Source organism: Bradyrhizobium sp. USDA 3256 (assembly GCF_054058275.1).
In genome coordinates this window covers 7,275,061-7,299,097 of the sequence record NZ_JBSSAE010000002.1, presented here as the reverse complement: position 1 = coordinate 7,299,097, position 24,037 = coordinate 7,275,061, and the positions used below count along the sequence as shown (strand labels likewise).

General features: G+C 65.1%; 24 protein-coding genes and 1 pseudogene. 16 read left to right on the top strand and 9 right to left on the bottom strand.

The features are described 5' to 3' along the window. Positions 1-86: 86 nt before the first annotated feature. The 4 genes from ACVWY5_RS36480 to ACVWY5_RS36465 form a co-directional block, all read right to left on the bottom strand. On the bottom strand, positions 87-2,075 hold the full coding sequence (locus tag ACVWY5_RS36480) for a carbohydrate porin (RefSeq protein WP_028337605.1): 1,989 nt from the start codon (positions 2,073-2,075) through the stop codon (positions 87-89). 309 nt (positions 2,076-2,384) lie between these two features. Further along, the gene (locus tag ACVWY5_RS36475) at positions 2,385-2,624 is read right to left on the bottom strand and encodes a hypothetical protein (protein ID WP_028337604.1); all 240 of its coding nucleotides are present in this window, start codon (positions 2,622-2,624) and stop codon (positions 2,385-2,387) included. Then, a complete protein-coding gene (locus ACVWY5_RS36470; RefSeq protein ID WP_028337603.1) occupies positions 2,621-4,264 on the bottom strand; it encodes an Nramp family divalent metal transporter in 1,644 nt (547 codons plus the stop codon). Before ACVWY5_RS36470 ends, ACVWY5_RS36475 begins: the two co-directional genes overlap by 4 nt. Positions 4,265-4,690: 426 nt before the next feature. Further along, positions 4,691-4,996 carry a hypothetical protein gene (locus tag ACVWY5_RS36465; RefSeq protein WP_028337602.1) on the bottom strand — a complete coding sequence of 102 codons (306 nt, stop codon included), beginning with the start codon at positions 4,994-4,996 and terminating at the stop codon, positions 4,691-4,693. 340 nt (positions 4,997-5,336) lie between these two features. Here ACVWY5_RS36465 and ACVWY5_RS36460 point away from each other — a divergent pair, with 340 nt between their 5' ends. Continuing rightward, positions 5,337-5,606, top strand: coding sequence for a metal-sensing transcriptional repressor (locus ACVWY5_RS36460; protein ID WP_016840607.1), 270 nt, complete (start codon positions 5,337-5,339; stop codon positions 5,604-5,606). A 116-nt stretch (positions 5,607-5,722) separates the two neighbouring features. Here ACVWY5_RS36460 and ACVWY5_RS36455 read toward each other — a convergent pair whose 3' ends face one another. Continuing rightward, entirely contained in the window at positions 5,723-5,992 is a 270-nt protein-coding gene (locus ACVWY5_RS36455) for a hypothetical protein (RefSeq protein WP_018269139.1), read from the bottom strand. A gap of 202 nt (positions 5,993-6,194) precedes the next feature. Beyond that, the gene (locus ACVWY5_RS36450) at positions 6,195-7,001 is read right to left on the bottom strand and encodes a creatininase family protein (RefSeq protein ID WP_028337601.1); all 807 of its coding nucleotides are present in this window, start codon (positions 6,999-7,001) and stop codon (positions 6,195-6,197) included. Between the two features lie 144 nt (positions 7,002-7,145). Here ACVWY5_RS36450 and ACVWY5_RS36445 point away from each other — a divergent pair, with 144 nt between their 5' ends. The 11 genes and pseudogenes from ACVWY5_RS36445 (at position 7,146) to ACVWY5_RS36395 (ending at position 16,562) form a co-directional block, all read left to right on the top strand. Then, complete coding sequence (locus tag ACVWY5_RS36445; protein ID WP_028337600.1) at positions 7,146-8,189, top strand: ABC transporter substrate-binding protein; 1,044 nt, start codon at positions 7,146-7,148, stop codon at positions 8,187-8,189. Positions 8,190-8,205: 16 nt separating this feature from the next. After that, entirely contained in the window at positions 8,206-9,009 is an 804-nt protein-coding gene (locus ACVWY5_RS36440) for an ABC transporter ATP-binding protein (protein WP_038377988.1), read from the top strand. Continuing rightward, positions 9,006-9,794 carry an ABC transporter permease gene (locus ACVWY5_RS36435; RefSeq protein WP_028337598.1) on the top strand — a complete coding sequence of 263 codons (789 nt, stop codon included), beginning with the start codon at positions 9,006-9,008 and terminating at the stop codon, positions 9,792-9,794. The genes ACVWY5_RS36440 and ACVWY5_RS36435 overlap by 4 nt, the downstream gene beginning before the upstream one ends. Continuing rightward, on the top strand, positions 9,794-10,777 hold the full coding sequence (locus ACVWY5_RS36430; protein ID WP_028337597.1) for a 2-hydroxyacid dehydrogenase: 984 nt from the start codon (positions 9,794-9,796) through the stop codon (positions 10,775-10,777). The genes ACVWY5_RS36435 and ACVWY5_RS36430 overlap by 1 nt, the downstream gene beginning before the upstream one ends. Before the next feature lie 92 nt (positions 10,778-10,869). Beyond that, a pseudogene (locus tag ACVWY5_RS36425) lies at positions 10,870-11,473 on the top strand (AprI/Inh family metalloprotease inhibitor). A 342-nt stretch (positions 11,474-11,815) separates the two neighbouring features. Then, entirely contained in the window at positions 11,816-12,187 is a 372-nt protein-coding gene (locus ACVWY5_RS36420) for a YciI family protein (protein WP_028337595.1), read from the top strand. A gap of 14 nt (positions 12,188-12,201) precedes the next feature. Continuing rightward, positions 12,202-12,552: a YciI family protein gene (locus ACVWY5_RS36415; RefSeq protein WP_038377987.1), complete on the top strand. Its 351-nt coding sequence runs from the start codon at positions 12,202-12,204 to the stop codon at positions 12,550-12,552. 31 nt (positions 12,553-12,583) lie between these two features. After that, entirely contained in the window at positions 12,584-13,867 is a 1,284-nt protein-coding gene (locus ACVWY5_RS36410; protein ID WP_028337593.1) for an RNA polymerase sigma factor, read from the top strand. A 69-nt stretch (positions 13,868-13,936) separates the two neighbouring features. Beyond that, the gene (locus tag ACVWY5_RS36405) at positions 13,937-14,314 is read left to right on the top strand and encodes a type 1 glutamine amidotransferase family protein (RefSeq protein WP_028337592.1); all 378 of its coding nucleotides are present in this window, start codon (positions 13,937-13,939) and stop codon (positions 14,312-14,314) included. Positions 14,315-14,322: 8 nt separating this feature from the next. Then, positions 14,323-15,531, top strand: a complete 1,209-nt coding sequence (locus ACVWY5_RS36400; RefSeq protein WP_321176815.1) for a putative zinc-binding metallopeptidase — start codon at positions 14,323-14,325, stop codon at positions 15,529-15,531. Beyond that, positions 15,528-16,562 (top strand): ATP-grasp domain-containing protein, encoded by a 1,035-nt coding sequence (locus ACVWY5_RS36395; protein ID WP_028337590.1) that lies wholly within the window; start codon positions 15,528-15,530, stop codon positions 16,560-16,562. The genes ACVWY5_RS36400 and ACVWY5_RS36395 overlap by 4 nt, the downstream gene beginning before the upstream one ends. 10 nt (positions 16,563-16,572) lie before the next feature. On the opposite strand, the gene ACVWY5_RS36390 is transcribed toward ACVWY5_RS36395, so the two are convergent. From ACVWY5_RS36390 to ACVWY5_RS36380, 3 genes are all read right to left on the bottom strand, one after another. Then, on the bottom strand, positions 16,573-16,845 hold the full coding sequence (locus tag ACVWY5_RS36390; RefSeq protein WP_028337589.1) for a hypothetical protein: 273 nt from the start codon (positions 16,843-16,845) through the stop codon (positions 16,573-16,575). 359 nt (positions 16,846-17,204) lie between these two features. Further along, entirely contained in the window at positions 17,205-17,831 is a 627-nt protein-coding gene (locus ACVWY5_RS36385; protein WP_028337588.1) for a Crp/Fnr family transcriptional regulator, read from the bottom strand. Between the two features lie 136 nt (positions 17,832-17,967). Continuing rightward, complete coding sequence (locus ACVWY5_RS36380; RefSeq protein WP_028337587.1) at positions 17,968-18,942, bottom strand: transglycosylase SLT domain-containing protein; 975 nt, start codon at positions 18,940-18,942, stop codon at positions 17,968-17,970. Positions 18,943-19,129: 187 nt separating this feature from the next. Here ACVWY5_RS36380 and ACVWY5_RS36375 point away from each other — a divergent pair, with 187 nt between their 5' ends. From ACVWY5_RS36375 to ACVWY5_RS36360, 4 genes are all read left to right on the top strand, one after another. Continuing rightward, entirely contained in the window at positions 19,130-20,155 is a 1,026-nt protein-coding gene (locus ACVWY5_RS36375) for a L,D-transpeptidase family protein (RefSeq protein ID WP_038377986.1), read from the top strand. 177 nt (positions 20,156-20,332) lie between these two features. Then, positions 20,333-21,136 carry a dienelactone hydrolase family protein gene (locus tag ACVWY5_RS36370; RefSeq protein WP_321176814.1) on the top strand — a complete coding sequence of 268 codons (804 nt, stop codon included), beginning with the start codon at positions 20,333-20,335 and terminating at the stop codon, positions 21,134-21,136. A 117-nt stretch (positions 21,137-21,253) separates the two neighbouring features. Next, complete coding sequence (locus ACVWY5_RS36365; protein WP_028337584.1) at positions 21,254-22,126, top strand: hypothetical protein; 873 nt, start codon at positions 21,254-21,256, stop codon at positions 22,124-22,126. A 209-nt stretch (positions 22,127-22,335) separates the two neighbouring features. Next, positions 22,336-24,000, top strand: a complete 1,665-nt coding sequence (locus ACVWY5_RS36360) for a thiamine pyrophosphate-binding protein (protein WP_080667305.1) — start codon at positions 22,336-22,338, stop codon at positions 23,998-24,000. Positions 24,001-24,037 lie beyond the last annotated feature (37 nt).

Below are 24,037 nucleotides of genomic sequence, written 5' to 3'. Positions count from 1 at the left end.
ACCTCCGAGACATCATTGAGAAGAACGGCGCGGCAAATTTGCTGTCGTCCCGGCTTTCGCCGGGACGACGTTGGAAGATGGCGCGTTCAGAACTCGCCGTGGATGCGGCCGGAGAAGATGTGCACCGGGCCGCGGTCGGCGTTGTAGGCGGGGTTGGTGATGAACTGATAGTCCGCGGTCAGCGTCAGGTTCTTGTTCACCTGATAGGCGTAGTAGGTCTCGAAGATTCGCTCCGGGCTGTAGTTCAGCGCGCCGTCGCCGATCAGCAGACCGAGGCCGCCGGCGGCAAGATAGTCGCGATGCGCTGATGACAGCCCGTTGATCGCGCCACCGATGCCGATCGTGTCGTTCGCCCGTCCCCACCTGCTGCCCTTGATCGACAGGCCGCCCGAGACGCTGCGATCGACATCGGTGAACGACAGGATTTCGTTCTGACCGTCGTTCCAGCTGAGGCGGCCGAACAGGCCGACATCCTTTGCGATCTGCTGCTCGCCGTTCAGATAGAAGCCGTATTTCAGATTGTCCTTGCGGATGCCGGCCATCACGTCGTTGATGTCGAGCCCCGGATTGGCATCCTCGATGGCGAGCGCCTGGCGATAATTGCCGGTGTTGCCGCGATTGCCGAACACGCCGACGCGCAGCTTGCCGGGCTGGTCGAAGATCGAATAGCGGCCCTCGAATTCCACCACGGCGCCGCCGGTGTCGAACACCAGAACGTCGCTGTTCGGTGCGTTCGGCACCTGGAACACGCCGGCGCGCACCGCCCAATCCTTGCGGTTGAGCTCGACCACCGCGCCGCGGGTATAGCCGGGCAGGTCGGCCGGGAAGTCGTAGGCGGCGGACGCCCACATCGCCCAGTTCATGAAATCGGCGCGCGGGTCCTTGGCGTAGGAATTGCCGTCGAAGAAATCGCCGACCGCAAAGCGCCCGACCACGAGCGTGAGCCGGTCGATGTCACGCTTGCCGGCGATCTGGTTGGGGCCGTCGGCGACGTCTTCCTGCTCGCCGCCGAAGCCGAAGGTCTGCTTGAAGTAGTAGCGCTGCGGCCGGATTTTCGGGAACGGGGCGCCGGCCTTCTGCGCTTCGCCGTTCGAGAAGCCGGCGAGGCCGAGCGTGCCGTTGAGGCCAAAGCCCTGCGCGGTTTCCGGGTTGAAGTAGAATTCGCCGCCTTCCCAGAGCCGCACGCCGAGAAACGCCGTCGTGGTCCAGGTCTGCTGCAACTGCCCCGCGCCGGGAAGGCTGTTGGTGCCGGCATAGGGCGAACGGAAGGACGGATACGTCTGCGGCAGCAGCGTCGTTTGGCCGTGCACACTCCAGTCGCTCGATTCGGGCAGCGCGGTGCGCGTCGGCGTCGCCGACCATGGCGAGTCGCCGAACTGATAGTTGAGGCCGAATTTCAGCAGATGAATACGCGGGTCGATGCTGACGCCGGGCATGCCGAACTCATTGAGGCCGAGCGTGCGGCGCGACAGGTCGACATAGTCGTATTCGACCTTGGCGGTCCAATTGCCGCTCACCGCAAATTCGGCGCCGGCGCCGACGGTCCAGCCGGTCTGGTACTGGCCGGGCTCCGAGATCACCTCGCCCGCGGCGTCGTTGATCCGAACCTGGCTGTGGCCCCAGGCGAAGCCGCCGGTCACGTAAGGCATCCAGGTACCGAAAGAGTAGCCGGCGCGGCCGCGCAGCGTGCCGACATAGTCGATCGACGAATTGAAGGGACCGAGCACTCGCCGCGGCAGGTCGGTCGGGCCGGTGAAGGTCGCATCCGCCTCGACGCCGAGCACGAAGCGGTTGGCGAATTCCTTGTTGTATCCGACCTGGAAGCCGCCGATCCCGCCGGTGATGGTGGGCGGAAAGAACACGCCCTGTTCGAGGATCGGGTTGGTGCCGGGACCCAGCGTGCCGTCGCCATAACCGACATGGGCGCCGACGTAGAACCCGGTCCAGCTGTAGACCGCCCTGGCGGCGGGGGATTTGAGCGCCAGATCGGCCGCGGTCGCCGGCGCGCCGAAGGTTGCCGCACCGAGCGCTGCGCCGGCGGCGATCTGGACCCGGAAGAGGCGGACGCAGGTCATGACGCGGCTTTCCGCGAACGAGTGGCGGTTTCGCCCGGCATCACTGCAGATTTGGTGGCCGCTTGCCACCCGAGATTTGAAATCATCGCCCGCCGTCCCCGGTCCGATCTGTGTCGTCCCATCCAAAGCCAGATCAGCACCTAGCATCCCCTGTTGCTTATTGCAAATAATTCGCAATAGCAACTGAGGCGCGCCCGATACCGTTCCGATTTGCACGCCACCGTGACAGTCACGTAACAGCGCGAGGCGGCAGGCCACATCGGCGGCGATCGGCCGCGTGTCCGTGACAAACCGGTCGCGACCGACCGTTCAATCGATGCCGCCATTGTCCTCGTCCTTGGTGTTGATGAATGCCGGCTGCGATGCCCTGCCGAGCACGACCCGCGCGCCGGCCCGTTCGACACATCGCGCTATCGACAGCGCCGTCCGCAGCCCGGCGTTTGAGATTGTGCGTTTCCGGTGGAGCGCGGCCGCGCCGCGCAGGATGGCGCTCGCCAGCCTGAGCAGCACGATCGCGCTCCATCGCCGGCCGCGATTGCGCGCGGTCACGCTCCCACCGTGGCGAGCTGGACGATCCGCAGCAGCACGAGGCCGGCGGCGACGACGAGATAGCCACGCAGCACGATCATCCAGATCCGGCTCAGCGGGCTGAGCCGCGCCGGCGGCAGCCGGTCGAGCGGCGGCATCCGCCAGCTGTCGGGGTCGACCAGCGAGGGCTTGCGCTTGAAGCGGAACGACGCGTTGCGGCGCGACGACAGCTCGTACAGCTTGACGGCCGCCGTGATCGCGAGCGCAAGCACGCTGCCGCCGATCAGGATGCCGATGATCCACGTCTCGCCGAGATCGGGGAACAGCACCGCGGCGGTCAGGATCACCGACAGCATCACCAGCCCCGCGACCACCGCGCCGGTGAACAGGTTGAGTTTGGTCGAATTGACCCAGGGCCCGAGGATGTGGCGGTCGTTGCACAGCAGCAGCAGGAACACGGTCGCGCTCGGCAGCAGCACGCCGGCCAGCGTCTGCACCGCGTTGGTCAATAGTCCGAGCGGCGTGCCCGGCGTCAGCACCAGCACCGCCGCGAGCACGATCAGGCCGCAATAGACGCTGTAGAAGCCCTTCGCGTCCCACGGCTTGCGGTGCAGCGAGTGCTTCACCGCGAACACGTCGCCGATCGCATAAGCGGTCGCGAGGGAGACTGCCGCAGCACCGATGATGCAGGCATCGAGCAGCGCAAGGGCGAACAGCATCGCCGGCAGCCGGCCGGCATATGTCTCGAGGCCGACGGCGGTCCCCAGCGCGTCGGTGTAGTTGCCGAATTCGGGCTTTCCTGCGAACACTGCCGCGCAGAACGAGATCATCGCCACGGCGCCGACTACCACCAGCACGATGCCGATGCACAGATCCATCCGCTCATAGCGGATGAAACGCGGCGTGATCCGCTTGTCGACGATGTAGCTCTGCTGGAAGAACAATTGCCACGGCGCCACCGTGGTGCCGACGATGGCGACGATCAGCAGCATCACCTCGCTGAGCTTGGCGTCCTGCGGCATCTTCGGCACGAAGAAGTCCGCCGCGATCTGCCCGAGCGGCGGATGCACCATCAGGATCACGGGTACCAGCAGCAGGCTGCCTGCGACCAGCACGATGCCGAAGCGTTCGAAGCGGCGAAAGTCGCCGGTCGAGACCGCCAGCATCACGATAACAGCCGAGGCCAACACGCCCCAGAACTGCGAGACGCCGAGATAACGAAGTGCGAACGTGATGCCGATGAACTCTGTGACGATGGTCAGCGCGTTCAATACCAAGAGGTCGATGACGCTGAAGGCGCCCCAGAACTTGCCGAAGCGCTCGAAGATCAGCCGCGCATGGCCGACCCCGGTGACCGCGCCGAGCCGCACTACCATCTCCTGGTTGACGTACAGCACGGGGATCAGCAGCAGCAGCGTCCACAGCAGCGTGGTGCCGTAATTCTGTCCGGCCTGGGTATAGGTGCCGAACGCGCCGGCGTCGTTGTCGCCGACCATCACGATCAGGCCGGGGCCGACGATCGCCAGCAGTGTCTTCAGCCGGGCCAGCAAGGTCGCGCGCGGCGCGGTGTCGTCGCGAGCGATGCTGCCGAGCGCGCCGTGGATGTCGCCGGCATGCGCGCTATCGAGAATGGCGGTTTGTGTGGTCTTGCTTTCGGTCATTTCGCGTCTCCTCGCCGCCTTTCGGCACGGCGGGAGGGACGCGGGCGTCGTCAGGCGCGCACGTCTCCGCTACCGTGAGCAGCGGCATTTCCAGATGTGATGCAGATCGAGAATCCCGTTGCCGCGCCTGAATGCTGCGCAACGGGGCAACTAGGTCCTTCGTCCATGTCGGCCTCCTAAACCAGGACGACTACTTCCGACCGAGCAGCGGGCGCCGCTTCACCTCGCCCCGCGTGCGGGGTCGAGACGAGCGAAGCTCGCTCTTAGAGGTCGCATCGCATGGTCAGATGCGATCCGGGTGAGGGGGAGCCGCGAACTCAGCTATCACCGTGTGCGCGGAGACGGCCCCTCACCCCAACCCTCCCCGTAAGAACGGGGAGAGGGAGCGGCAGCACCGTCGTTATCAAGCCCGCCCTCACGGTCGGCCTAAGCGCACAGCCGCGGCTTTGCCGCGGCGTGGCGTGTGGCTGTTGCGCGCGGGCCGAAACGCTGGCCCGCGCGTCGCTGCTGATCGAGATCGCCGCCGGTGTCGTCGATGGTCCACCGGCATTCCAGGCGGCCGTCGATCAGGACCCAATGACAGGCCGGGGTTGGACGCCGGCGGCGGCCCGCCAGGCGGCGAAAGCCCGGCAGGTTGTCATTGCAATGAATGGCAGCCGGCGGTGGCATGCGCCGCGGCTCGACAACGTGCCGCGGGCTTGCTTGCCGGAATTTTGCGAGCTTTTCGAACATCGCTCACCTCCACTTCCGCTGGTCGCGGCAGGCCGGTGAGGAGCAGTGGTCAGCTTGGGCGCGACCACCCGTCCACGCAGGCGAGATCTGCGCGATCAGTCTTGCTGTGTTGCGGCGTCACCAGTCCCGGCATCGCCGGACTACTGTCGCCTGAGTTGCTACTGCCCATGTGCCTTCTGTGCTGGCTCGTGGATCGACTTGCCTCCGGAGATAGAACCCCCGGCGCGGAACGAACGTTCCGGTCATCGGGCACTACGCCCGCGACAATGGCCTGTCAAGCCGATTCCGCTATCCTCCGGGGAGGATCATGATTATCCTCCGGGGAGGATAGGAGACCCAGATGTCCGACGACCATCCACACGCTGCGATCGCCCGGCGCTTGAAGCGCGCCAACGGCCATCTCGACACCATCGTCGAGATGATCGAGCAGGGCCGGCCCTGTGCGCAGATCGCCCAGCAATTGCAGGCGGTGGAAAGCGCGATCGAGAGCGCCAAGAAGGCGCTGATCCACGATCACATCGGTCACAGCCTGGAGGAGACGCTGAAGGCATCGGGGCCGAAGGGCCGCGCCGTGCTGCGTGATTTCAGGCTGGTCGCGAAGTATCTGTGATGGACGTGTTCAAGAATTGACCCGCCCGGGGGGATGGCCGGACGGGTCGGTTGCGACACGGGGTGGATGAGGACCCGTGCCGAACACAGGATCCGCAACCTCAGGAATTGTGTCGATCAGTAGTAGCAGCTGCGCACGCGGCCGATGTAGTTGCCGTAGGCGTCGAACTGGCGCACCCAGCCGCAGCGCCGATAGCCGCCGCCGTAGTAATAGCCGTCGCTGGCCGCGATCGCGCTGCCGACGACGGCGGCGCCGACGAGACCTGCGCCAACGCCCCAGCCCCAGCCATAGGGCTTCGCTTCAGCCTGCGACGTCGTGGACGCGATGGTGCCGGTCACGGCGAGCGCGGTGAGGGCGAGGGCGGCGAACTTGGTCTTGATCGACATGGAATACTCCATCCTGTGTGGGGCGGCGCCGGTGTGGTCCGCATGCCCGTTGGACGGAGGCTGTCCGGTTCCGGTTCGAAGATCGGGGTGGAAATATGGTTTCGCGAATTGTTTCGTCGCGTCTGCCCGGACGAAGCAGTTCTGATCCCGACGCGTTTTCTTCACGCGAACCGGTACCCGCTTCGCTCGAAAACGCTCTCGGTCAGTGGCCGCGAAACACGCCGGGATCGAACCTGTCGACGTCGGCGAGCAGCTCGCAGAACGCGTGCGCGCCGTGCTCGATCAGCTTGTCACCCTTCTCGGCCGAGGCCTGGGTCGCATCGCCGATCGCACCACTCGGATTGAGGTCCTGCGCCTGCCAGGCGAATGGCGCCGGCCGCTGCGTCGACAGAAAGCGGTGATCCTTCTCGATCTGCACGCTTGCCGGCTTGAAGTCCGCGATCGCGTCCTTGCGCACGGCGTGCGGATATTTCGCCAGCATGATCGAGGTCTCGACCGCGCCGCCATGGATGCCGTGGCGCAATTCGCCGGCGTCGAACAGTCCGTCCGGCGCGCCGAAGCGCGACCAGCTCGTGGTCACCACCAGCATCTGATGGTGCGCGCGCAGATCCTGCGCCACCAGCTGCATCGCGGCGGAATTGCCGCCATGGCTGGTCACGATCACGAGCTTCCTGACGCCTGCGCGCGCCACGCTCTCGCCGAGCGCCATCCAGCTCTTCAGCGCCACGTTGGTCGGCAAGGTCAAGGTACCCGGAAAATCGATGTGCTCGGTTGAGATGCCGACCGGCTGCAACGGCAGGAACGTGGCGGGGGCGGTCGCCGGCAGCAACTCTCGCACCCGCGAAAGATAGGCCTCGCCGATCATGACGTCGGTTCCGAGCGGCAGATGCGGCCCGTGCTGCTCGGTCGCGGCCAGCGGCAGCACCGCGATCCAGCGCGCGGCCGTATCCTTGGCGATATCGGGCCAGTGGATGGCGGTCCAGTCGCGGGGCGGAAGCTGAGAAGTCATCAAGCCGGTCGTTTCAATACACGCGTTTCACGGGATGGATTTGCAGGCTAGTTTGTTTAACATCATAACGGGTTCGCGTCTCCGGGCGCGGTCCACGTCTTCCCGCCTTCCATCATGGGCCATAATGATCGACGGAGTCCAACCATGATCCCGGCCTTTTTGCTGCGAGCGTTAACCACAAGCCTTCTGACCGCCACGCTTTGCGTTGCCGCGGCGCTTGCCCCGGCGCGGGCACAGAGCTCGGACAAGACCTTGGACAAGGTCTCGTTCGGCACCAATTGGGTCGCCGAGGGCGAGCATGGCGGGTTCTTCCAGGCGCTCGCCGACGGCACCTACAAGAAATACGGCCTCGACGTCACTATCGTGCCGGGCGGTCCCAACGAGAACAACCGCATGCTGCTGATCGCGGGCAAGCTCGACTTCTTCATGAGCGCGAACTCGCTGCAGACCTTCGACGCCGTCACCAACAATGTGCCGCTGGTCGCCGTCGCCGCCATGTTCCAGAAGGACCCCCAGGTTTTCCTGACCCATCCCGAGGTCAAGGCCACGAAGATCGAGGATCTGAAGCCGCTGACGCTTTTGATCTCGAAGGAGGGCATTACCAGCTACTTCCAGTGGCTGAAGTCCGAATACGGTTTCGACGAGAACAAGGTGAAGCCCTATACCTTCAACCCGCAGCCCTTCATCGTGAACAAGCAGACCGCGATGCAGGGCTACGTCACCTCGGAGCCGTTCGCGGTCGAGAAAGCCGCCGGCTTCAAGCCGAACGTGCTGCTGCTCGCCGATTACGGCTTCAACTCCTACTCGACGCTGATCGAGACCCGCCGCGACCTGGTCGACAAGAAGCCTGACCTCGTGCAGCGCTTCGTCGATGCCTCGATCGTCGGCTGGTACCACTACGTCTACGGCGACAACTCGGCCGGCAATGCGATGATCAAGAAGCTCAATCCCGACATGAACGACGAACTGCTCGCCTATTGCGTCGCCAAGATGCGCGAGCACGGCATCGTCGATTCCGGCGATTCCATCAAGAACGGCATCGGCGCCATGACCGACGAGCGGATGGCGAGCTTCTTCGACAAGATGGTGCGGGCCGGCGTGGTCAAGAGCGCCATCGACTATCGCCAGGGCTACACGCTGCGCTTCGTCAACAAGGCGGTCGGCGCCGAGCTCAGGCCGAAGAACTGACGGGTGCGGACAGGCGATGGCGGGACCTGCGTTGTCTGGATCTGATGCAGCGTCGGCCGTGCGCCTGCGCGGCGTCAGCAAGACCTATGACAGTGGCGTGAGGGCGCTCGGGCCGCTCGACCTCGATGTGCGGCGAGGCGAGTTCGTCTCGCTGCTCGGGCCCTCCGGTTGCGGCAAGTCCACTGCGCTGCGGCTCATTGCAGGTCTCGCCACGCCAAACGCCGGCACGGTCGAGGTCTCGCATCATGGCGCGGAGCAGCGCGGAAGCCACCGCATCGGCTTCGTATTTCAGGAGCCGACCCTGATGCCGTGGGCTACCGTGCGCGACAATGTCCGCCTGCCGCTGAAGCTCGCCCGGCTGCCTGCGACCGACGCCGACGCCCGCATCGATGCGGCGCTGGATCAGGTCGGGCTTGCGGAGTTTGCCGACGCCTATCCGCGCGAATTGTCCGGCGGCATGAAGATGCGGGTGTCGCTGGCGCGCGCGCTGGTTACCGATCCGGATGTCCTTCTGATGGACGAGCCGTTCGCGGCGCTCGACGAGATCACGCGGTTTCGCCTCAACAACGACCTGCTGTCGCTGTGGCGCACCCTGCACAAGACCGTCATCTTCGTGACGCACTCGGTGTTCGAGTCGGTCTATCTGTCGCAGCGCGTGATCGTGATGACCGCCCGCCCGGGCCGGATCGGCGCGGAGTTTCGCATCAGCTCGCCGGAACCGCGCGGTGAGGAGTTCCGCACCTCGGCTGAATATGCCGCGTTCTGCCGCGAGGTCTCCAATGCACTGGCGCCGTCCTATGCGGGGCAGGCGGGCGCATGAAGTCTCCGCAAGACCTCGTCCGTTTTCTGCTTCCGGTCGCGGTGTTTGCCGCTGGCCTCGTGCTCTGGGAAGCCATCGTCCGCGGCTATGGCATCCAGCCCTATGTGCTGCCGAGCCCGCTGTTGGTGCTGAAGACACTGGTTGCGGACTGGCCGGTGCTGTCGCAATCGCTCGGCGTCACGCTGCTGACCACGCTCGAAGGCTTCGTTGCCGCGGCCATCGGCGGCATCGTGCTGGCGCTATTGTTCAATCAGTCGAAATGGCTGGAGTATTCGCTGTTTCCCTATGCGGTGGTGCTGCAGGTCACGCCCGTCATCGCGATCGCGCCGCTGCTCCTGATCTATCTGCAGCAGCAGACCGCGGTGATCGTCTGCGCCTGGATCGTGGCGTTCTTTCCGGTGCTGTCGAACACGACGCTCGGCCTCAATTCGGTGGATCGCAACCTCGCCGGATTGTTTCAACTTTATGGCGCCTCACAGCTGCAGACGCTGCTGTTCCTGAAGCTGCCCGCGGCGCTGCCCTATATCCTCGGCGGTCTGCGCATCGCCGGCGGGCTGTCGCTGATCGGCGCCGTGGTGGCGGAGATCGCGGCGGGCAGCGCCGGCGCCGGCTCGGGCCTCGCCTTCCGGATCGCTGAATCAGGCTACCGGCTGAATATTCCCCGCATGTTCGCGGCACTTCTGCTGCTATCGCTGGCCGGGATTGTCATTTATGGGTTGCTGGCGCTAGTTTCGCACCTGTTGCTGCGACGTTGGCATGAAAGCGCGTTAGGAAAGGACAGTTGATGGCCCCGATTTCTTCCGAAAAGATCGATCTGTTGATCTATGGACCGATCCGGCCAATCCTCGAAAGCGGCTTTCCCGATCAATACGTGCTGCACCGCGCGGAGAGCCGCGGCGACCTCGAGCGGCTGACGCCCGATACGATGGCCAAGATCCGCGGCATCGCTGTCACCTACCACACGATGGCGACCGACAAGACCGCGCTGGCGATGTTTCCGAAGCTCGAGATCGTCGGCAGCTTCGGCGTCGGCTACGACCACGTCGATTCCGCCTATGCGCGCGATCACAATATCGTGGTCACCAATACGCCCGACGTGCTGACCGAGGAGGTCGCCGACGTCGCGATGGGCCTGTTGATCGCGACGTTGCGCGAATTCGTCAAGGCCGACCGCTATGTGCGCTCCGGGCTGTGGCAGACCCAGAATTATCCGCTCAGCGTCGGCTCGCTGCGCGACCGCAAGATCGGCATCGTCGGCATGGGCCGGATCGGCCAGGCGATCGGGCGCCGGCTGGATGCGTCGCGGGTGCCGGTGTCCTATCACTCGCGCAATCCGTCCAAGGACGTCTCCTACAAGCACTATCCCGATCTGATCGAGATGGCGAAGGCGGTCGACACCTTGATCGTCATCGTGCCGGGCGGCGCGTCGACGGCCAAGATGATCAATGCCGACGTCTTGAAGGCGCTCGGCCCGCGCGGTGTGCTGATCAATGTCGCGCGCGGCTCGGTGGTCGACGAGCCGGCGCTGGTCGCGGCGCTGAAGTCCGGCACCATCCTGGCTGCCGGTCTCGACGTGTTCGCGGCCGAGCCGAACGTGCCCGACGAATTGAAGGCGATGCAGAACGTCGTTCTGCTGCCGCATATCGGTTCGGCCTCGGTGGTCACGCGCAACGCGATGGACCAGCTCGTGGTCGACAACATCAAGAACTGGTTCGCCGGCAAGCCGCCGCTGACGCCGGTTGCCGAAACGCCCGTCAAGGATCGCTGATGTCGTTGTCCCGCTTCAATGCCGTGCTGTGTCTGCTGCTGGCCGCGTGCGGCCCGGCAGGGGCGCAGGACGTCACGACGTTGAAGAAGGACATGATCGGGCAGTGGGAGCTCGCCACCACCGAGCGCAGCAAGACCTGCGTCGTGACGCTGAAGGGCGATACGGCACCGCAAGGCTTCAAGCTCGAGCTCGAGCCCGCCTGCGCGGCCGCGCTGCCCTTCACCAAGGACATCACCGGCTGGAGCATCAAGGGCCTCGGCGACATCGTGCGGCTGCACAATGCCGCCGGCGAGACCGTGATCGATTTCACCGAAGTCGAGACCGGCATCTTCGAAGGGATGCGCACCAATGAGGGCGTCTACATCCTGCAAAACCTTGCCGCGGCGCGCTCGCTCGCCAAATCGATGGACCAGATGATCGGCGACTGGTCGATGGTCCGCGGCAAACGGCCAGGCGATCTGCACGCTGGTGCTGACCAACACCGACGCCGGCAACGACAATTTCCAGGTGTTCCTGAAAGGCAAATGCGATCCCGCGGTCGCGGCCTTCAACCCGACCATGTGGCGGCTCGATCACGGCCAGATGATCCTGATGTCGGCCAAGGGCCAGACCTGGCAGTTCGAGGCCGACGACAACGCCCAGTGGCGCCGCGTCCCCGACAGCGCCGACCCGCTGATCATGCTGCGGGAGCAGTAGGTCGCTGCTCACACATATCCGGAGCGACGTGGCGGGTCCGTTGGCCGGACCACAAAACCGCTGTCGTCCCTGCGAAAGCAGGGACCCATAGCCACGATGCAGGTTGGTTGCAACGCTTTGGCCACAGCTCGTTTCGGCAACTCACCCCTGTGGTCATGGGTCCCTGCTTTCGCAGGGACGACGATCGGGGTGGAGCCGTCTCGGCTTTCGATCTGCACCCTCACAGCTCCAAAATAATTCCCTTGCCCCTGTCGATCCGGGCCGCCCCGGATCGTCGTCCTCCATAGCGAGCCGATTTTTCACCGCGACCGTCCCGCGGCTTGCCTGAAACAGGAGCAATTCATGCGCTTTATGTCGATCGTTACCTCGTCCCAGCCGCCGCAGCAGCCGACCCCGGAGCTGCTGGAGGCCATGCACAAGCTCGCCGACCGCGAGATCAAGGCCGGCCGCATGATCGACAATGCCGGCCTGATGCCGCTCGCCACCGGCGCGCAGGTCCGCCTGGTCGGCGGCGAGCTCAGCGTGGTCGACGGTCCCTTCGTCGAGGCCAAGGAAGTGATCGGCGGCTACGCGATCTCGGACGTCCACAGCAAGGAGGAAGCGATCGCGCTCGCGGTCGAGTTCATGCAGCTGCACAAGGTTCACATGCCGGGCTGGGAAGGCACCTGCGAGGTTCGCGCCTTTGCAGGTTTCGCCGGCCAGTGCGGTGCGTAAGCGGAGGACAAGCGATGCGCTTCATGTATGTCCTGGTGGCCGAGAAGCCGATGCTGCCGAATCCCGCGTTGAGGGAGGCGATCCGGAAGCTGGCCGAACGCGAGATCGCGGCCGGCCGGATGCTCGATACCGGCGCGCTGCTGCCGCGCACGGCGGGCGCGGAGGTGCGGATCAAGGATCGCAAGCTCACCGTCACCGACGGTCCCTTCATGGAAGCCAAGGAGGTAGTCGGCGGCTACGCCATCTTCGAGCTGAAGGACAAGGAGGAGGCGGTGGCGCGCGGCGTCGAGTTCATGCAGCTTCATCTCGACCACATACCGGACTGGGAATTGTCATGCGAGGTTCGCCCCTTCATGGAGTGCTGATGGCCTCCTCAGCCGGATGCCGGTGGCCGCCATGACGGTCGACGACGTCAAGCGCACCATCCTCGGTGTGTGGCGCATTGAGCAGCCGCGGCTGATCACCAGCCTGTCGCGGATGCTGCGTGATGTGCCGCTCGCCGAAGACCTGACCCAGGAAGCGCTGGTCGCCGCGCTCGAGCATTGGCCGGCCGCTGGCGTGCCGGAAAAGCCCGGTGCCTGGCTGATGGCGACGGCCAAGCGCCGCGCGCTCGATCATCTGCGCCGCAACCGCATGCTGGCCGAGAAGCACGGCGTGATTGCGCACGACCTGACGCGGGAGCAGGAGACCATGCCCGACTTCGATTCCGCGCTCGACGACGATATCGGCGACGAATTGCTGCGGCTGATCTTCACCGCCTGCCATCCGCGCCTGTCGCGGGAGGCGCGCGCCGCGCTGGCGCTCAGGATGATCTGCGGCCTCACCACCGAGGAGATCGCGCGCGCCTTCCTGCAGGCGGAGGCGACCATCGCCCAGCGCATCGTGCGCGCCAAGCGCACATTGTCGGAGTCAGGCCTTGCCTACGAGACGCCGCGCGGCGAGGAACTGTCCGAGCGGCTCGCTTCCGTGCTCGAGGTCGTCTACCTCATCTTCAACGAGGGCTATACCGCGGCAAGCGGCGACGAATGGCTGCGGCCGCAGCTCTGCAACGAGGCGCTGCGCATGGGCCGCGTGCTGACCTCGATCGCGCCATCGGAGCCGGAGGCGCACGGGCTGCTGGCGCTGATGGAGTTCAACGCCTCGCGGATGGCGGCGCGTACCGATGCGTCCGGCGAGCCGATCCTGCTGATGGACCAGAACCGCGCGCGGTGGGATCGCCTGCAGATCCGCCGCGGGCAGCTCGCGCTGGCGCGGGCCCGCGAGCTCGGCGGCGCCGGCGGCTTCTATGTGCTGCAGGCCGCGATCGCCGCCTGCCACGCCGAGGCCGGCACGCCTGATGCGACCGACTGGCACCGCATCGCCGCGCTGTACGGCGACCTCGCCGCGCTCTTGGATTCTCCCGTGATCGAGCTCAACCGCGCGGTTGCGATCGGCATGGCCGAGGGGCCGCTCGCCGCGCTCGCGATCGTCGACGGTCTCGCGGATGAGCCGGCGCTGAAATCCTATCATCTGCTGCCGAGCGTGCGCGGCGATCTGCTGCATAAGCTGAGCCGTTTCGCGGAGGCGCATGCCGCGTTCGAGGCCGCCGCCGCATTGGCCGGCAATTCGCGCGAGCGTGAGTTCCTCAAGCGGCGCGCCGCGATCGCCGCGCGTGCCGCGCAGGATCATGGCTGCCGCTGACGGCTCCGCGATTTCGACTCAAACCTCTGGCATGTTCGGACGCGATGGAGCGGAACGGGAACTGCCACCATGACGAAGCCATCCGTGCTGGCGATCGGCCTCGACCCGACCTTCGTCGATCTGTCCGTCATGCCGCAGTTCACGCCGGAACTGGTGCGCAGCTATCTCGGCGCGCAGATCGACGGCCTGCGGACGCTCGGCTACGACGTCGACAGCTGCCTGATCGACCTCGGCGATACCGCGGAAGCCGTGACGGCGGCCGCCCTCAACGCGCGCCGCTACGACTGCGTGGTGATCGGTGCCGGGCTGCGCGAGCCGCCGGAGCGGCTGCTGCTATTCGAGACGATCCTCAATCTGGTGCACCGGCTCGCCCCCGATGCCGCCATCTGCTTCAACACCAGGCCGGCCGATACCGCCGCGGCCGTGCAACGCTGGGTCAAACCTTAGGATGCAAGATGAGCGGCGCCTTGAGCCGGCGAATCGGGCTCGGCGCGCCGTCCACCGTGCATGGCCGGCGCTCGGGCCGGCCCGACGCCGGCATTGGCCGGGGACCCGCCGCGAAGGCCCGGCGGTTGTTGCCGGCGGCAACCTATGACACCATCCAGAGTCCGATTTGTTTTGGACTTTGGAAGCCTATGCCGCGCCGCAAATTTGCTTGGGAGAAGCTGACGGACGAGCAGTTGCTCGCGCAACCGCTCAACCGTCTGAGGGTTGCCGTCGAGGGTACCTGGCTCGCCGATTGTGTGAATACGCTCTATGAGGAGCTCGAGGAGCGCGGCATCCGGTTGCGGCCGCACACATGGATCTCGAGCGAATGGTTCAGCCCGGCCGATGTGCCCGGCATCGCGATCCCGTTCTACCTCGCCCATCCCCGCCTGATGAAGCTCGAGAAGAAGATGATGCTCGACGTCGAGGGCGCCTCGTGGTCCGAGTGCATGGCCATTCTCCGCCACGAGGCGGGGCACGCCGTGCAGCACGGCTACCAGCTGCAGCGCCGCCGGCGCTGGCAGCAGCTGTTCGGTCCGTCGTCGCAGCACTACCCGCGCTACTACCGGCCCAATCCGGCCAGCCGCAATTATGTCCAGCACCTTCGGCTCTGGTACGCGCAGAGCCATCCGGACGAGGACTTCGCCGAGACCTTCGCGGTGTGGCTGCGGCCGCGCTCGAACTGGCGGACGCGCTATGCCGGCTGGCCCGCGCTGAAGAAGCTAGAATATGTCGACGAGCTGATGGGCGAGATCGCCGGCAAGCGGCCGCAGCTCGCGACGCGCGAACGGGTCGATCCGCTGCATACGCTCAAGCAAACGCTCGCCGAGCACTACAGGAAGAAGCAGGCATTCTACGCTTTCACGCCGCCGAAGACCTACGACCGCGATCTTTCCAAGCTGTTCTCCGCCGATCCGCGGCATTATCGGCGTCCGCCGGCCGCGGCCTTCATCAGGCGGCACCGCGCCCAGATCAGGCAGCTGGTGGCGCGGTGGACGGGCGAGAACCAGTTGACGCTCGATGCCGTGCTCGACGACATGATCTCGCGCTGCCGCGAGCTCAATCTGCGTGCCGTCGGCCCCGAGCAGAAGCTCGTGACAAACTTCACCATTCTGCTGACCGCCAAGACCATGCACGCGCTGTTCGGCCCGTCGCGCCGGAAATGGATCGCGCTATGAAACAGCTTCGCATTCTGGTGCTGATGCACCCGGACTGTGTGCCGCCCGACTCCAGCGATGGATACAGCGCGCGGGAGATCAACGAGTGGAAGACGGAATACGACGTCGTGAGCACCCTGCGCGCGGCCGGCCATGAGGTTCGTCCGCTCGGCGTGCAGGAGGAAATCAAGCCGGTGCGCGACGAGATCGAGGGCTTCAAGCCGCACGTCGTGTTCACGCTGCTGGAGGAGTTTCACTACGACGTCGTGTACGACCAGCACATCGCGAGCTATCTCGAGCTGATGAAGATCGCCTATACCGGGTGCAATCCGCGCGGCCTGATCCTGGCGCGCGGCAAGGATCTGTCCAAGACGCTGGTGCACCATCGCCGGATCCCGGTGCCGGCCTTCGCGGTGTTTCCGATGCGCCGCAAGGTCAAGCGGCCGCCGCGTCTCGAGCTGCCGCTGATCGTCAAGAGCCTGAGCAGCGACGGATCGCTCGGTATCTCGCAGGCGTCGATCGTCGATACCGACGAGAAGCTCGCCGAGCGCGTCGCCTTCATCCATGAGCGGATCGGAACGGCCGCGATCGCCGAGCAGTTCATCGAGGGACGCGAGCTCTATGTCGGCGTGCTCGGCAACAACCGGCTGCGGGTGCTGCCGGTGTGGGAACTGAAATTCGGCAGCATGGGCGGCCCCGTCGCGCGCCAGATCGCCACCGAAAAGGTCAAGCACGATACCAGCTATCAGGAGCGCGTCGGGATCGTCGACGGCCCGGCCGAGGATCTCACGCCGGAGCTATCCGCCCATATTCAACGGCTGGCGAAGCGCATCTACCGGACGCTGGGGCTCGATGGCTATGCGCGCATCGACTTCCGCCTGTCGACCAATGGCGTTCCGTATTTCATCGAGGCCAATCCCAACCCCGAAATCGCCAAGAGCCAGGAGTTCGCGACGGCCGCCGGGCATGACGGGCTGGACTATCCGGATCTCCTGCAGCGCATCGTGACGCTCGGAATAAGCCGCGCCAAGGCCGGCGCATCGCTGGGCTGACTCGAGGCCGCTAAAGGCTGCGCTGCATCGGATGGCGTCGCGCATCCTTGGGGATGAACATCGCAAACGTTTCCCTAACGCGCGCGGCCGGCGTCACGGTGCCGGCGGCCGCGGATACCGGGGCCGCCGTCGGATGAAACGCGTCCGGTTCCGGCCAGCGCCGTGCGAGGATTTCGTTTACCGAAACCGGCATGGCGAGCCCATCGCTGTGGCAGCTGTCGTAGACGTACAAACCGGCAAGAAAAATCGATACGACAACAAGGATCGTCCTGAAAATCGGCATTGTGCTTGCGCCTTCTTGATTGAGGCGAACAATGCCCGGTGACGGTGAACCGCGCGTTTAGCGCCGAGGTCGATCGGCCGATACGGTTCCCAACTCATGAACGCGGGCCGCGTAAACGGCCCGCTTACCAATGCCTTCAAGGTTGCGGCAACCAGCTTTCCTCACCGGCGGGAAAGAAGTCTCTGGCATTGAAAGACCAACAACAAGACTGAGGAGGCACCATGTTCGTCGCCATTCGAGTCATGATCCTGATCGCCAGTGCATATGCCGGCTCGGCCGTCGCAGAGATGCAGTTTGCGCCGCTGCCGAGCCTTGCGGCGTCGTCCGCGCCGTAACGCCGGCAAACGAGGCGGCGCGCTCTACGCCGGATTGGGCGCCACCGCGCCGACCCCGATCGCGCGCGCTGCGTTTTCCGTCATCCTCGTCGCCGTCAGGCGCAGGAAATACAGCGACAGTCCCGGGTTGCGCTCGCACAGCTTCCTCAGCGCGCCGTCGCTGATCCAGAGCAGCTCCACATCGGTCGCAGCTTGAGCGGTTTGCGTGCGGCGGCGCTCGAGCGAAAACAGCCCGATCTCGCCGAACAGTTCACCCGCAGATACCCCGCGATCGATCTCGGGAAACCTGACCTCGCCCGATACGACCATGTACAGCAGGTCGGCGTCGTCGCCCTTCCGGAAGATCGTTTCTCCCGCCTTGAGATGCTTCGGCTGCATGAACGGTTGCAGCCAATTCGGAGAAAGGTCCGTCGCTGCGGCACGCTTCGCTTTCCGAAGCAGCCGAACCATCTGGAACAGCAACACCACGTTCAGAGGCAGCAGAATGATATGCAGGATGAGCACCGGGTAGATCCGGTCGCCCAATCCATAGCTGATGAATGCCAAATTGCTGAATATCGCGACAGCGCGCAGGCTCAACATCGTGCTCATGCAGAACGTCAGCAACACAAGTGCAGAAGCCAGGTAACCCAAACCATCGATCAACGTCATGACAACGCCCACTGGGAAATGAATTGCAAGCAATCCGATCTGAAAACGACCGGCAACATACACCAGTGCGCTCAGTTTCCTGAGCGGAAATGTGGCCGGCCCGCACTTGCGGCGGTGCACGCGTCGTGACGCGGCCTCAGCCCGACGAACGCGCGCGCGAGGCGACGTGAACGGCCCGGCCCTTCGCCGGCTTTGCCCTGGCGGCGACGACGGTCCGGCGCGCCTTGCCGAGCCGGGCCGCGCCCGGCGAGCTCTTTCTGAGCAGCAGCGCGAGCCGCTTGCGCGCGCGGCCGGCGATCGACCTTGCCGCCTCTCGCGCGGCCTCGGCCTTGCGGATGATCGTCGTCACCGCGGACGCCGGCGACGCCGCAACGAAGGCGACATCCTTCGCCTTCGAGAGGCCGCCTATGCCTTCGCACGGCGCTTCGCTTGGCAAGTCGATGCGGATGGCGAGCGTGTCGGCATGCTCGATCCAGTCCTCCGCCTTGGTGCCGGTGATGATCCGGACATAGTCGCGGGTCTCGCGCGGCAGCTCGCTCTGCCTGGCGAGCCATTTCTGGACGCGGCCGCTGCCGGCATTGTAGGCGGCCGCCGCCAGGCCGAGATTGCCGAAATCGTCGCGCAGCTTGCGCAGCAGTCTTGCGGATGCGGGCAACGCCTGCAGCGGATCGAAGGGATCGTCGAGCCCGACTTCGGCCGCCGTCTCCGGCATGAACTGCGCGACGCCCTGCGCACCGGCATGGCTGATCTCGTTCGAGCGAAAGCGGCTCTCCTGCCAGATCAGGCGCGCAAAGAACGCCACGGGGATTTCGCTCGCCTGCGCCGCGTCCTTCAGGCTGTGGCAGAATTTGTCGATCGCGGACAGCTGCGGCTCGGCCGCGGCATCGCTCGGCTGCGCCGCAGGCGCGGGCGTCTTGTCCGCGTCCGTCGCAGCGGGTGCCTCGCTGGCATCGGCGCTTTCGATAAAGCGTGCGGCAAACGGAACGGCGTCTGATGTCGCGTCGCGCGAGAATGTCGGGGCTTGGGTTGAGGCATTGATCGAGCCGGGCGAACGATCAAAGTCGAGCATCAAGACAAGAAACGCGGCAAGCGCCGCGATGACAAATCGCATTTGCTTCCAGAGACCTGAATTGTGATGTGAGTTGCGCGCAAATGCACTTCGGATCACGACTTTTTAGCGGGTCGATTGCGGCGAAGCCGCGAAATCAGCTGTTCCGCCGCGGAACTTCGCTGCTATTCGCATTGGAACTTCGACGCTTTCCGTAGCTTTACGGAAGGTAGCCACGTTGGGATGCACGATGTTCCGACCGTCTTCCGTTGCGCGCTTTGCCATTGCACTTTTGCTTGTGTCGGCCGCGCCGGCGGTGGCCGCGGGTCTTGATGCGGCCACGATCAACGACGTGGCGGCGCCGCCAGCAAAGTTGCCGGACCGTCGTCAGCTCAACGCCTTCATTGCCAGGCTCGAAATCCTGCTCGACCGCGCGCATTTTTCTCCCGGCGAGATCGACGGCAAGCTGGGCGACAACGCGCAGAAGGCGCTCAGGGCGTTTGCCGACGCGAATGGATTGTCCTTCGACAAGGCGGTGACGCCGGAGCTCTGGAGCGGGCTCACAGCCGCCAGCGACGGGCCCGCGATCGTCAGCTACGCGATCGTCGATGCCGACGTGAAGGGCCCGTTCGCGAAGAGAATCCCCGCGAGGATGGAGAGCATGAAGAGCCTGCCGGCGCTGGGCTACACCAGTCCGCGTGAAGCGCTCGCGGAAAAATTCCACATGAGCGAGGCGCTGCTTCAGGCGCTCAATCCGGGGCAGAAGTTCGACAAGGCCGGCGAGACCATTGCGGTTGCGAACGTCGTCGACGCCGGAAAACCGCCGCCGATCGCGCGCGTGGAGGTCGACAAGATGCGGCAGGCGCTCAGCACGTTCGATGCAGCAGGCAAGCTGCTCGGCTTCTATCCTGCGACGGTCGGCAGCGCGGATAAGCCGACGCCGAGCGGAACGCTCAAGGTGACGGCGATCAACAAGAACCCGACCTATCGCTACAATCCGAAATACGCGTTCAAGGGCGTCAGATCGAAGACGCCGTTCACGATCAGGCCCGGTCCGAACAACCCGGTCGGTGTGGTCTGGATCAACCTCTCGGGAGAAGGCTATGGCATTCACGGCACCCCCGATCCCGGCAAGGTCTCCAAGGCGGAGTCCCACGGCTGCGTCCGGCTCACCAACTGGGACGCGCAACGCGTTGCGGCCGGTGTCGCGAAGGGTACGCCGGTTGCGTTCATCGATAGCGCGACAAGCGCAGGAGCGGCGACCGAGACGCGGTGACCTTGACGCAACATCGTTCACACATCAGCAACCGACAGAAATGTCGGCGTAGCCTCGGGCCGGGCGCCCGAGAGATGATGCGCAGCCTGCGAAGCAAAGCGGCTCCGCTTTCCAAGCCTAGCGCGCGATTCGCTGGTATGCCAAGGTCGCATCGTGCCAAACCCGCAGGAGGTCAGCATGCGAACGATCATAACGAATATAGTGGGAGCACTCTGCGCCATCGCGATGGTCGCGAGCGCACACGCAGCGGTCAAGGAAGAGCCGGTCACCTATACCGACGGCGAGACCACGATGAAGGGCTTCGTCGTCTATGACGACGCGACCCAGGCCAAGCGACCCGGCATCGTCATGGTGCATGAATGGTGGGGCATCACCCCGCATATCCATAGCGAGGCGCGGAAGTTCGCGGAGCAGGGCTACGTGGCCTTCATCGCGGATATGTACGGCGACGCCAAGACTGCCGACAACCCGAAGGATGCCGGCGCGCTCTCGGGGTCGGTGATGAAGAACCCGAAGGCGATGGAGCAGCGCTTCAATGCCGCACGCGAGCAACTCGCCAAGCAGGCCACGGTCAATCCGCAGCGGATCGGCGCCGTCGGTTACTGTTTCGGCGGTGCGGTGGTGCTGAACATGGCGCGCACCGGCGCCGATCTCGCCGCCGTCGCGGGCTTCCACGCATCGCTCGGTCTCAACACCCCCGCACCGGCGCCGGGCACCGTCAAGGCGAAGATCCTGATCCTGAACGGCGCCGACGATCCGTTCGTGAAGCGCGAGCAGTACGATGCGCTGAAGAAGGATTTCGACGCGGCGAAGGCCGATTACCGTATCGTCGAGTATCCCGGCGCGGTGCACGCGTTCACGAACCCCGAAGCCACCGAGCTCGGCAAGAAGTTCAACCTGCCGCTCAGATACGACGCCAAGGCCGATCAGGAATCCAAGGCCGAAGCCGCAAAGCTGTTTGCCGCCAACCTCAAGAAATAAGCAAAAGGGTCACCTAAACGGTGGCCCTTTTCTTTGGCTGGTTCGGCCGCGCGATAGGCAAGGCTCCGGTGTCGCTCCGGCACCTTGCGGAAGCTGCAATCAATCCTCCATTAACGATTGGCCGCCGGGAAACTCGACGCAATCGATTACCGGATCGGCAAGCACTTCCGGCTAGGGTCGGGCATCCGCAGACAGGGTGCCAAGCCGGTGGGCCTCATCTACACGATCGTTGTTCTGAGCCAGCTTCCGCTTTATGGCTTTATCATCGGCTTCGCCTGGGCCGCGAGCGTCGCGGCGCGCAACGGCCGGCGCGGGCGAGCGCTGGTGCTGGCCGCGGTCGCCACGCTTCCGCTCGCGAGCTATCTTTACGCCTATGTCGAGGCGAGAGTGATGGCGCCGCCGGCGCGTCATGCTGAGGTGGCATCCTGGCCGCGCATAAGCATCACGCGCGAAAACCGACCCCGGGTTTTCCTCACCGTGTGGGGGATCGACGGGTATGTCCCGAAAACGACGGTTGCGCTCGGCCTGTTCGAGAAGGCGTATGGCGTGATCGGTGACGACTGGTACAGCGTCGAGCGCGTGAACAGTGCGGCATGCGTCGACGCCGGCAAGGATGAGCGTGCCATCCGCAACCGAAATCCGAACGAACCCAACCCATGCATGAGGCTCGCGAAAATCGAGCGGCGCGACACTCTTCGGCTGAACGCACCGCAAATTGCGGAACCGCATCTGCGCTTGCTTGCCGACCGGGATGCGCCGTCCCACCGCGAAATCGACAGAACGGTTTTCGCGAGCAGCACGCTCGAACTCCGGCTCGTTTCAGAACAAGGCAGCGAACTGATCTCGTTCTGGGAGGCGCCGTATTTCCGGGTTCCGTCTATTCCGCCGCTTTTGGGAAGAGCAGGCTGGTCGCGGGGCTGGTTTGCGGGAGAGCACACTCCTCGACCTGATATCGTGCAATTCGTTCGCGATGCGCTCCACGGCAACTAGGATCAAGGTCGGCGCGTCCCGCGGCTATCGCGATCCACGACAGCGCTTGCCCCAGTGGTTCGACGCCGTGATGCGGCGCGCGGCCGCGCCTTGAAGCCATGCGGAAGACGCAGCCGGCCGCGCGGATGCTGGCCGTCTCGCACGGTTGCCACGGGGCGCTCCCCGGCCGATGATGCGCAAAACGGATCAGAACAATCGAGAGGGAGCGAATGCGCGGGCGTCGTGTGCTGATGGAATCGTTCGTGTCGCACGGCGTGCGTCATATCTTCGGCAATCCCGGCACGACCGAAACGCCGCTGCTCGATAGCCTGCCGGCATTTCCGCAACTCGAATACATCATGGCGCTGCATGAAGGTGTCGCGGTCAGCGCCGCCAGCTTCTACGCGCAGGCGTCGGGGCGTGTCACCGTCGCGAACCTGCACGTCGCTCCCGGCCTCGGCAACGGCATCGGCTCGCTATACGGCGCGCTGAAGGCGGGTTCGCCCGTGGTCGTGACGGCCGGCCAGCAGGATACTCGAATGCGGCTGAAGAATCCGCTGCTCGGCCATGACCTCGTCGCGATGGCGGCGCCGGTGACCAAGTGGAGCGTGCAGATCGAGCGCGCCGATGAGATCGCGCCGATCATGCGCCGCGCGTTCAAGGTGGCGACCGATGCGCCGCAGGGGCCGGTGTTCGTGTCGCTGCCGATCGACGTCATGGAACAGGAGACCGCGGTCGATGCTCTGGCGCCGGACAATTTGTGGCGCTCGACGCGCCCCGATCCGGCCGGCATCGAAGCGCTTGTCGCGCTGCTTCTGAAGTCGAAGAAGCCGGCCATCATCGCCGGCGACGACGTGGCACGATCGGGCGGCGAGCAGGCGCTGGTGGCGCTCGCGGAAGTGATCGGCGCCACCGTGTGGTTCGAGGGGCTCCGCCATCACGCGCCGTTCCCGACCAGCCATCCGAACTATCGTCAGTCGCTTCCGGGCGACGCCCGGCAGGTGCGCAAGGCGCTCGGCGATACCGATCTCGTGCTGCTGATCGGCGGTCCGTTCTTTGAGGACATCTGGTTTGCGCCCGATGGCCACATTCCCGACGGCGCCTCCGTGCTGCAGATCGAAGCTTCGGCCGAGCGCCTCGCGCTCAACAACCGGCTCGATGCCGGCATCGTCGGCGACATCGCCGTCAGCGTCAGTGCATTGTCGGAAGCGGTGCATGCGAAGGCCCGCGCGGACTTCAGGCAGGCCGCGCAGAACCGCAATGCCGCGCTGGCCGAATTGCAGGCGAAGGAGAAGGAGGCCTATCGCGCGCGCGTCGAGAAAAGCTGGGACCGGCAGCCGACCGCGATGCCGCGTGTCACCGCGGAGCTTCGTCGCGGCCTGCCCGATGATGTCGTCATCGTCGATGAAAGCATCACCGCGAGCCTCGATCTCGCGCGCGCCTTCGACTATCGCGGCTTCGGCGACTATTTAGGCGGTCGCGGCGGCGGCATCGGCCAGGGCCTCGCCGGGGCGATCGGCGTCAAGGTCGCGATGCCGGATCGTCCGGTGGTTGCCATCTCCGGCGACGGCTCGGCGATGTACGCGATCCAGGCGCTGTGGACCGCCGCGCACCACAAGCTTGCGATCGTGTTCGTGGTGCTGGCGAACCGCGAGTACCGCATCCTCAAGCACAATGTGGATGTCTGGCGGCAGAACTTCGAAGCCGGCACCCAGCATCCCTATCAGTACATGGATATCACCGGCCCCGCGCTCGACTTCGTGCATCTCGCGGCCGGCATGGGCGTCGAGGCGGTCAGGGTCGAGAAGGCCGACGACATTGCCGGTGCAGTCGTAAAGGCTGTCGCAGCGCAGCGGCCGTACCTCGTCGAGATCGCAATCGAAGGCAAGCGCTAGAGCATGATCCGGAAAAGTGCGAAGCGGTTTTTCCGAC

Bases quoted from the DNA above. Each gene is read 5' to 3' on its own strand.
- ACVWY5_RS36480 (WP_028337605.1), bottom strand. From the start codon at position 2,075: ATGACCTGCGTCCGCCTCTTCCGGGTCCAGATCGCCGCCGGCGCAGCG.
- ACVWY5_RS36470 (WP_028337603.1), bottom strand. From the start codon at position 4,264: ATGACCGAAAGCAAGACCACACAAACCGCCATTCTCGATAGCGCGCAT.
- ACVWY5_RS36465 (WP_028337602.1), bottom strand. From the start codon at position 4,996: ATGTTCGAAAAGCTCGCAAAATTCCGGCAAGCAAGCCCGCGGCACGTT.
- ACVWY5_RS36460 (WP_016840607.1), top strand. From the start codon at position 5,337: ATGTCCGACGACCATCCACACGCTGCGATCGCCCGGCGCTTGAAGCGC.
- ACVWY5_RS36455 (WP_018269139.1), bottom strand. From the start codon at position 5,992: ATGTCGATCAAGACCAAGTTCGCCGCCCTCGCCCTCACCGCGCTCGCC.
- ACVWY5_RS36450 (WP_028337601.1), bottom strand. From the start codon at position 7,001: ATGACTTCTCAGCTTCCGCCCCGCGACTGGACCGCCATCCACTGGCCC.
- ACVWY5_RS36445 (WP_028337600.1), top strand. From the start codon at position 7,146: ATGATCCCGGCCTTTTTGCTGCGAGCGTTAACCACAAGCCTTCTGACC.
- ACVWY5_RS36440 (WP_038377988.1), top strand. From the start codon at position 8,206: ATGGCGGGACCTGCGTTGTCTGGATCTGATGCAGCGTCGGCCGTGCGC.
- ACVWY5_RS36435 (WP_028337598.1), top strand. From the start codon at position 9,006: ATGAAGTCTCCGCAAGACCTCGTCCGTTTTCTGCTTCCGGTCGCGGTG.
- ACVWY5_RS36430 (WP_028337597.1), top strand. From the start codon at position 9,794: ATGGCCCCGATTTCTTCCGAAAAGATCGATCTGTTGATCTATGGACCG.
- ACVWY5_RS36420 (WP_028337595.1), top strand. From the start codon at position 11,816: ATGCGCTTTATGTCGATCGTTACCTCGTCCCAGCCGCCGCAGCAGCCG.
- ACVWY5_RS36415 (WP_038377987.1), top strand. From the start codon at position 12,202: ATGCGCTTCATGTATGTCCTGGTGGCCGAGAAGCCGATGCTGCCGAAT.
- ACVWY5_RS36410 (WP_028337593.1), top strand. From the start codon at position 12,584: ATGACGGTCGACGACGTCAAGCGCACCATCCTCGGTGTGTGGCGCATT.
- ACVWY5_RS36405 (WP_028337592.1), top strand. From the start codon at position 13,937: ATGACGAAGCCATCCGTGCTGGCGATCGGCCTCGACCCGACCTTCGTC.
- ACVWY5_RS36400 (WP_321176815.1), top strand. From the start codon at position 14,323: ATGAGCGGCGCCTTGAGCCGGCGAATCGGGCTCGGCGCGCCGTCCACC.
- ACVWY5_RS36395 (WP_028337590.1), top strand. From the start codon at position 15,528: ATGAAACAGCTTCGCATTCTGGTGCTGATGCACCCGGACTGTGTGCCG.
- ACVWY5_RS36390 (WP_028337589.1), bottom strand. From the start codon at position 16,845: ATGCCGATTTTCAGGACGATCCTTGTTGTCGTATCGATTTTTCTTGCC.
- ACVWY5_RS36385 (WP_028337588.1), bottom strand. From the start codon at position 17,831: ATGACGTTGATCGATGGTTTGGGTTACCTGGCTTCTGCACTTGTGTTG.
- ACVWY5_RS36380 (WP_028337587.1), bottom strand. From the start codon at position 18,942: ATGCGATTTGTCATCGCGGCGCTTGCCGCGTTTCTTGTCTTGATGCTC.
- ACVWY5_RS36375 (WP_038377986.1), top strand. From the start codon at position 19,130: ATGTTCCGACCGTCTTCCGTTGCGCGCTTTGCCATTGCACTTTTGCTT.
- ACVWY5_RS36370 (WP_321176814.1), top strand. From the start codon at position 20,333: ATGCGAACGATCATAACGAATATAGTGGGAGCACTCTGCGCCATCGCG.
- ACVWY5_RS36360 (WP_080667305.1), top strand. From the start codon at position 22,336: ATGCGCGGGCGTCGTGTGCTGATGGAATCGTTCGTGTCGCACGGCGTG.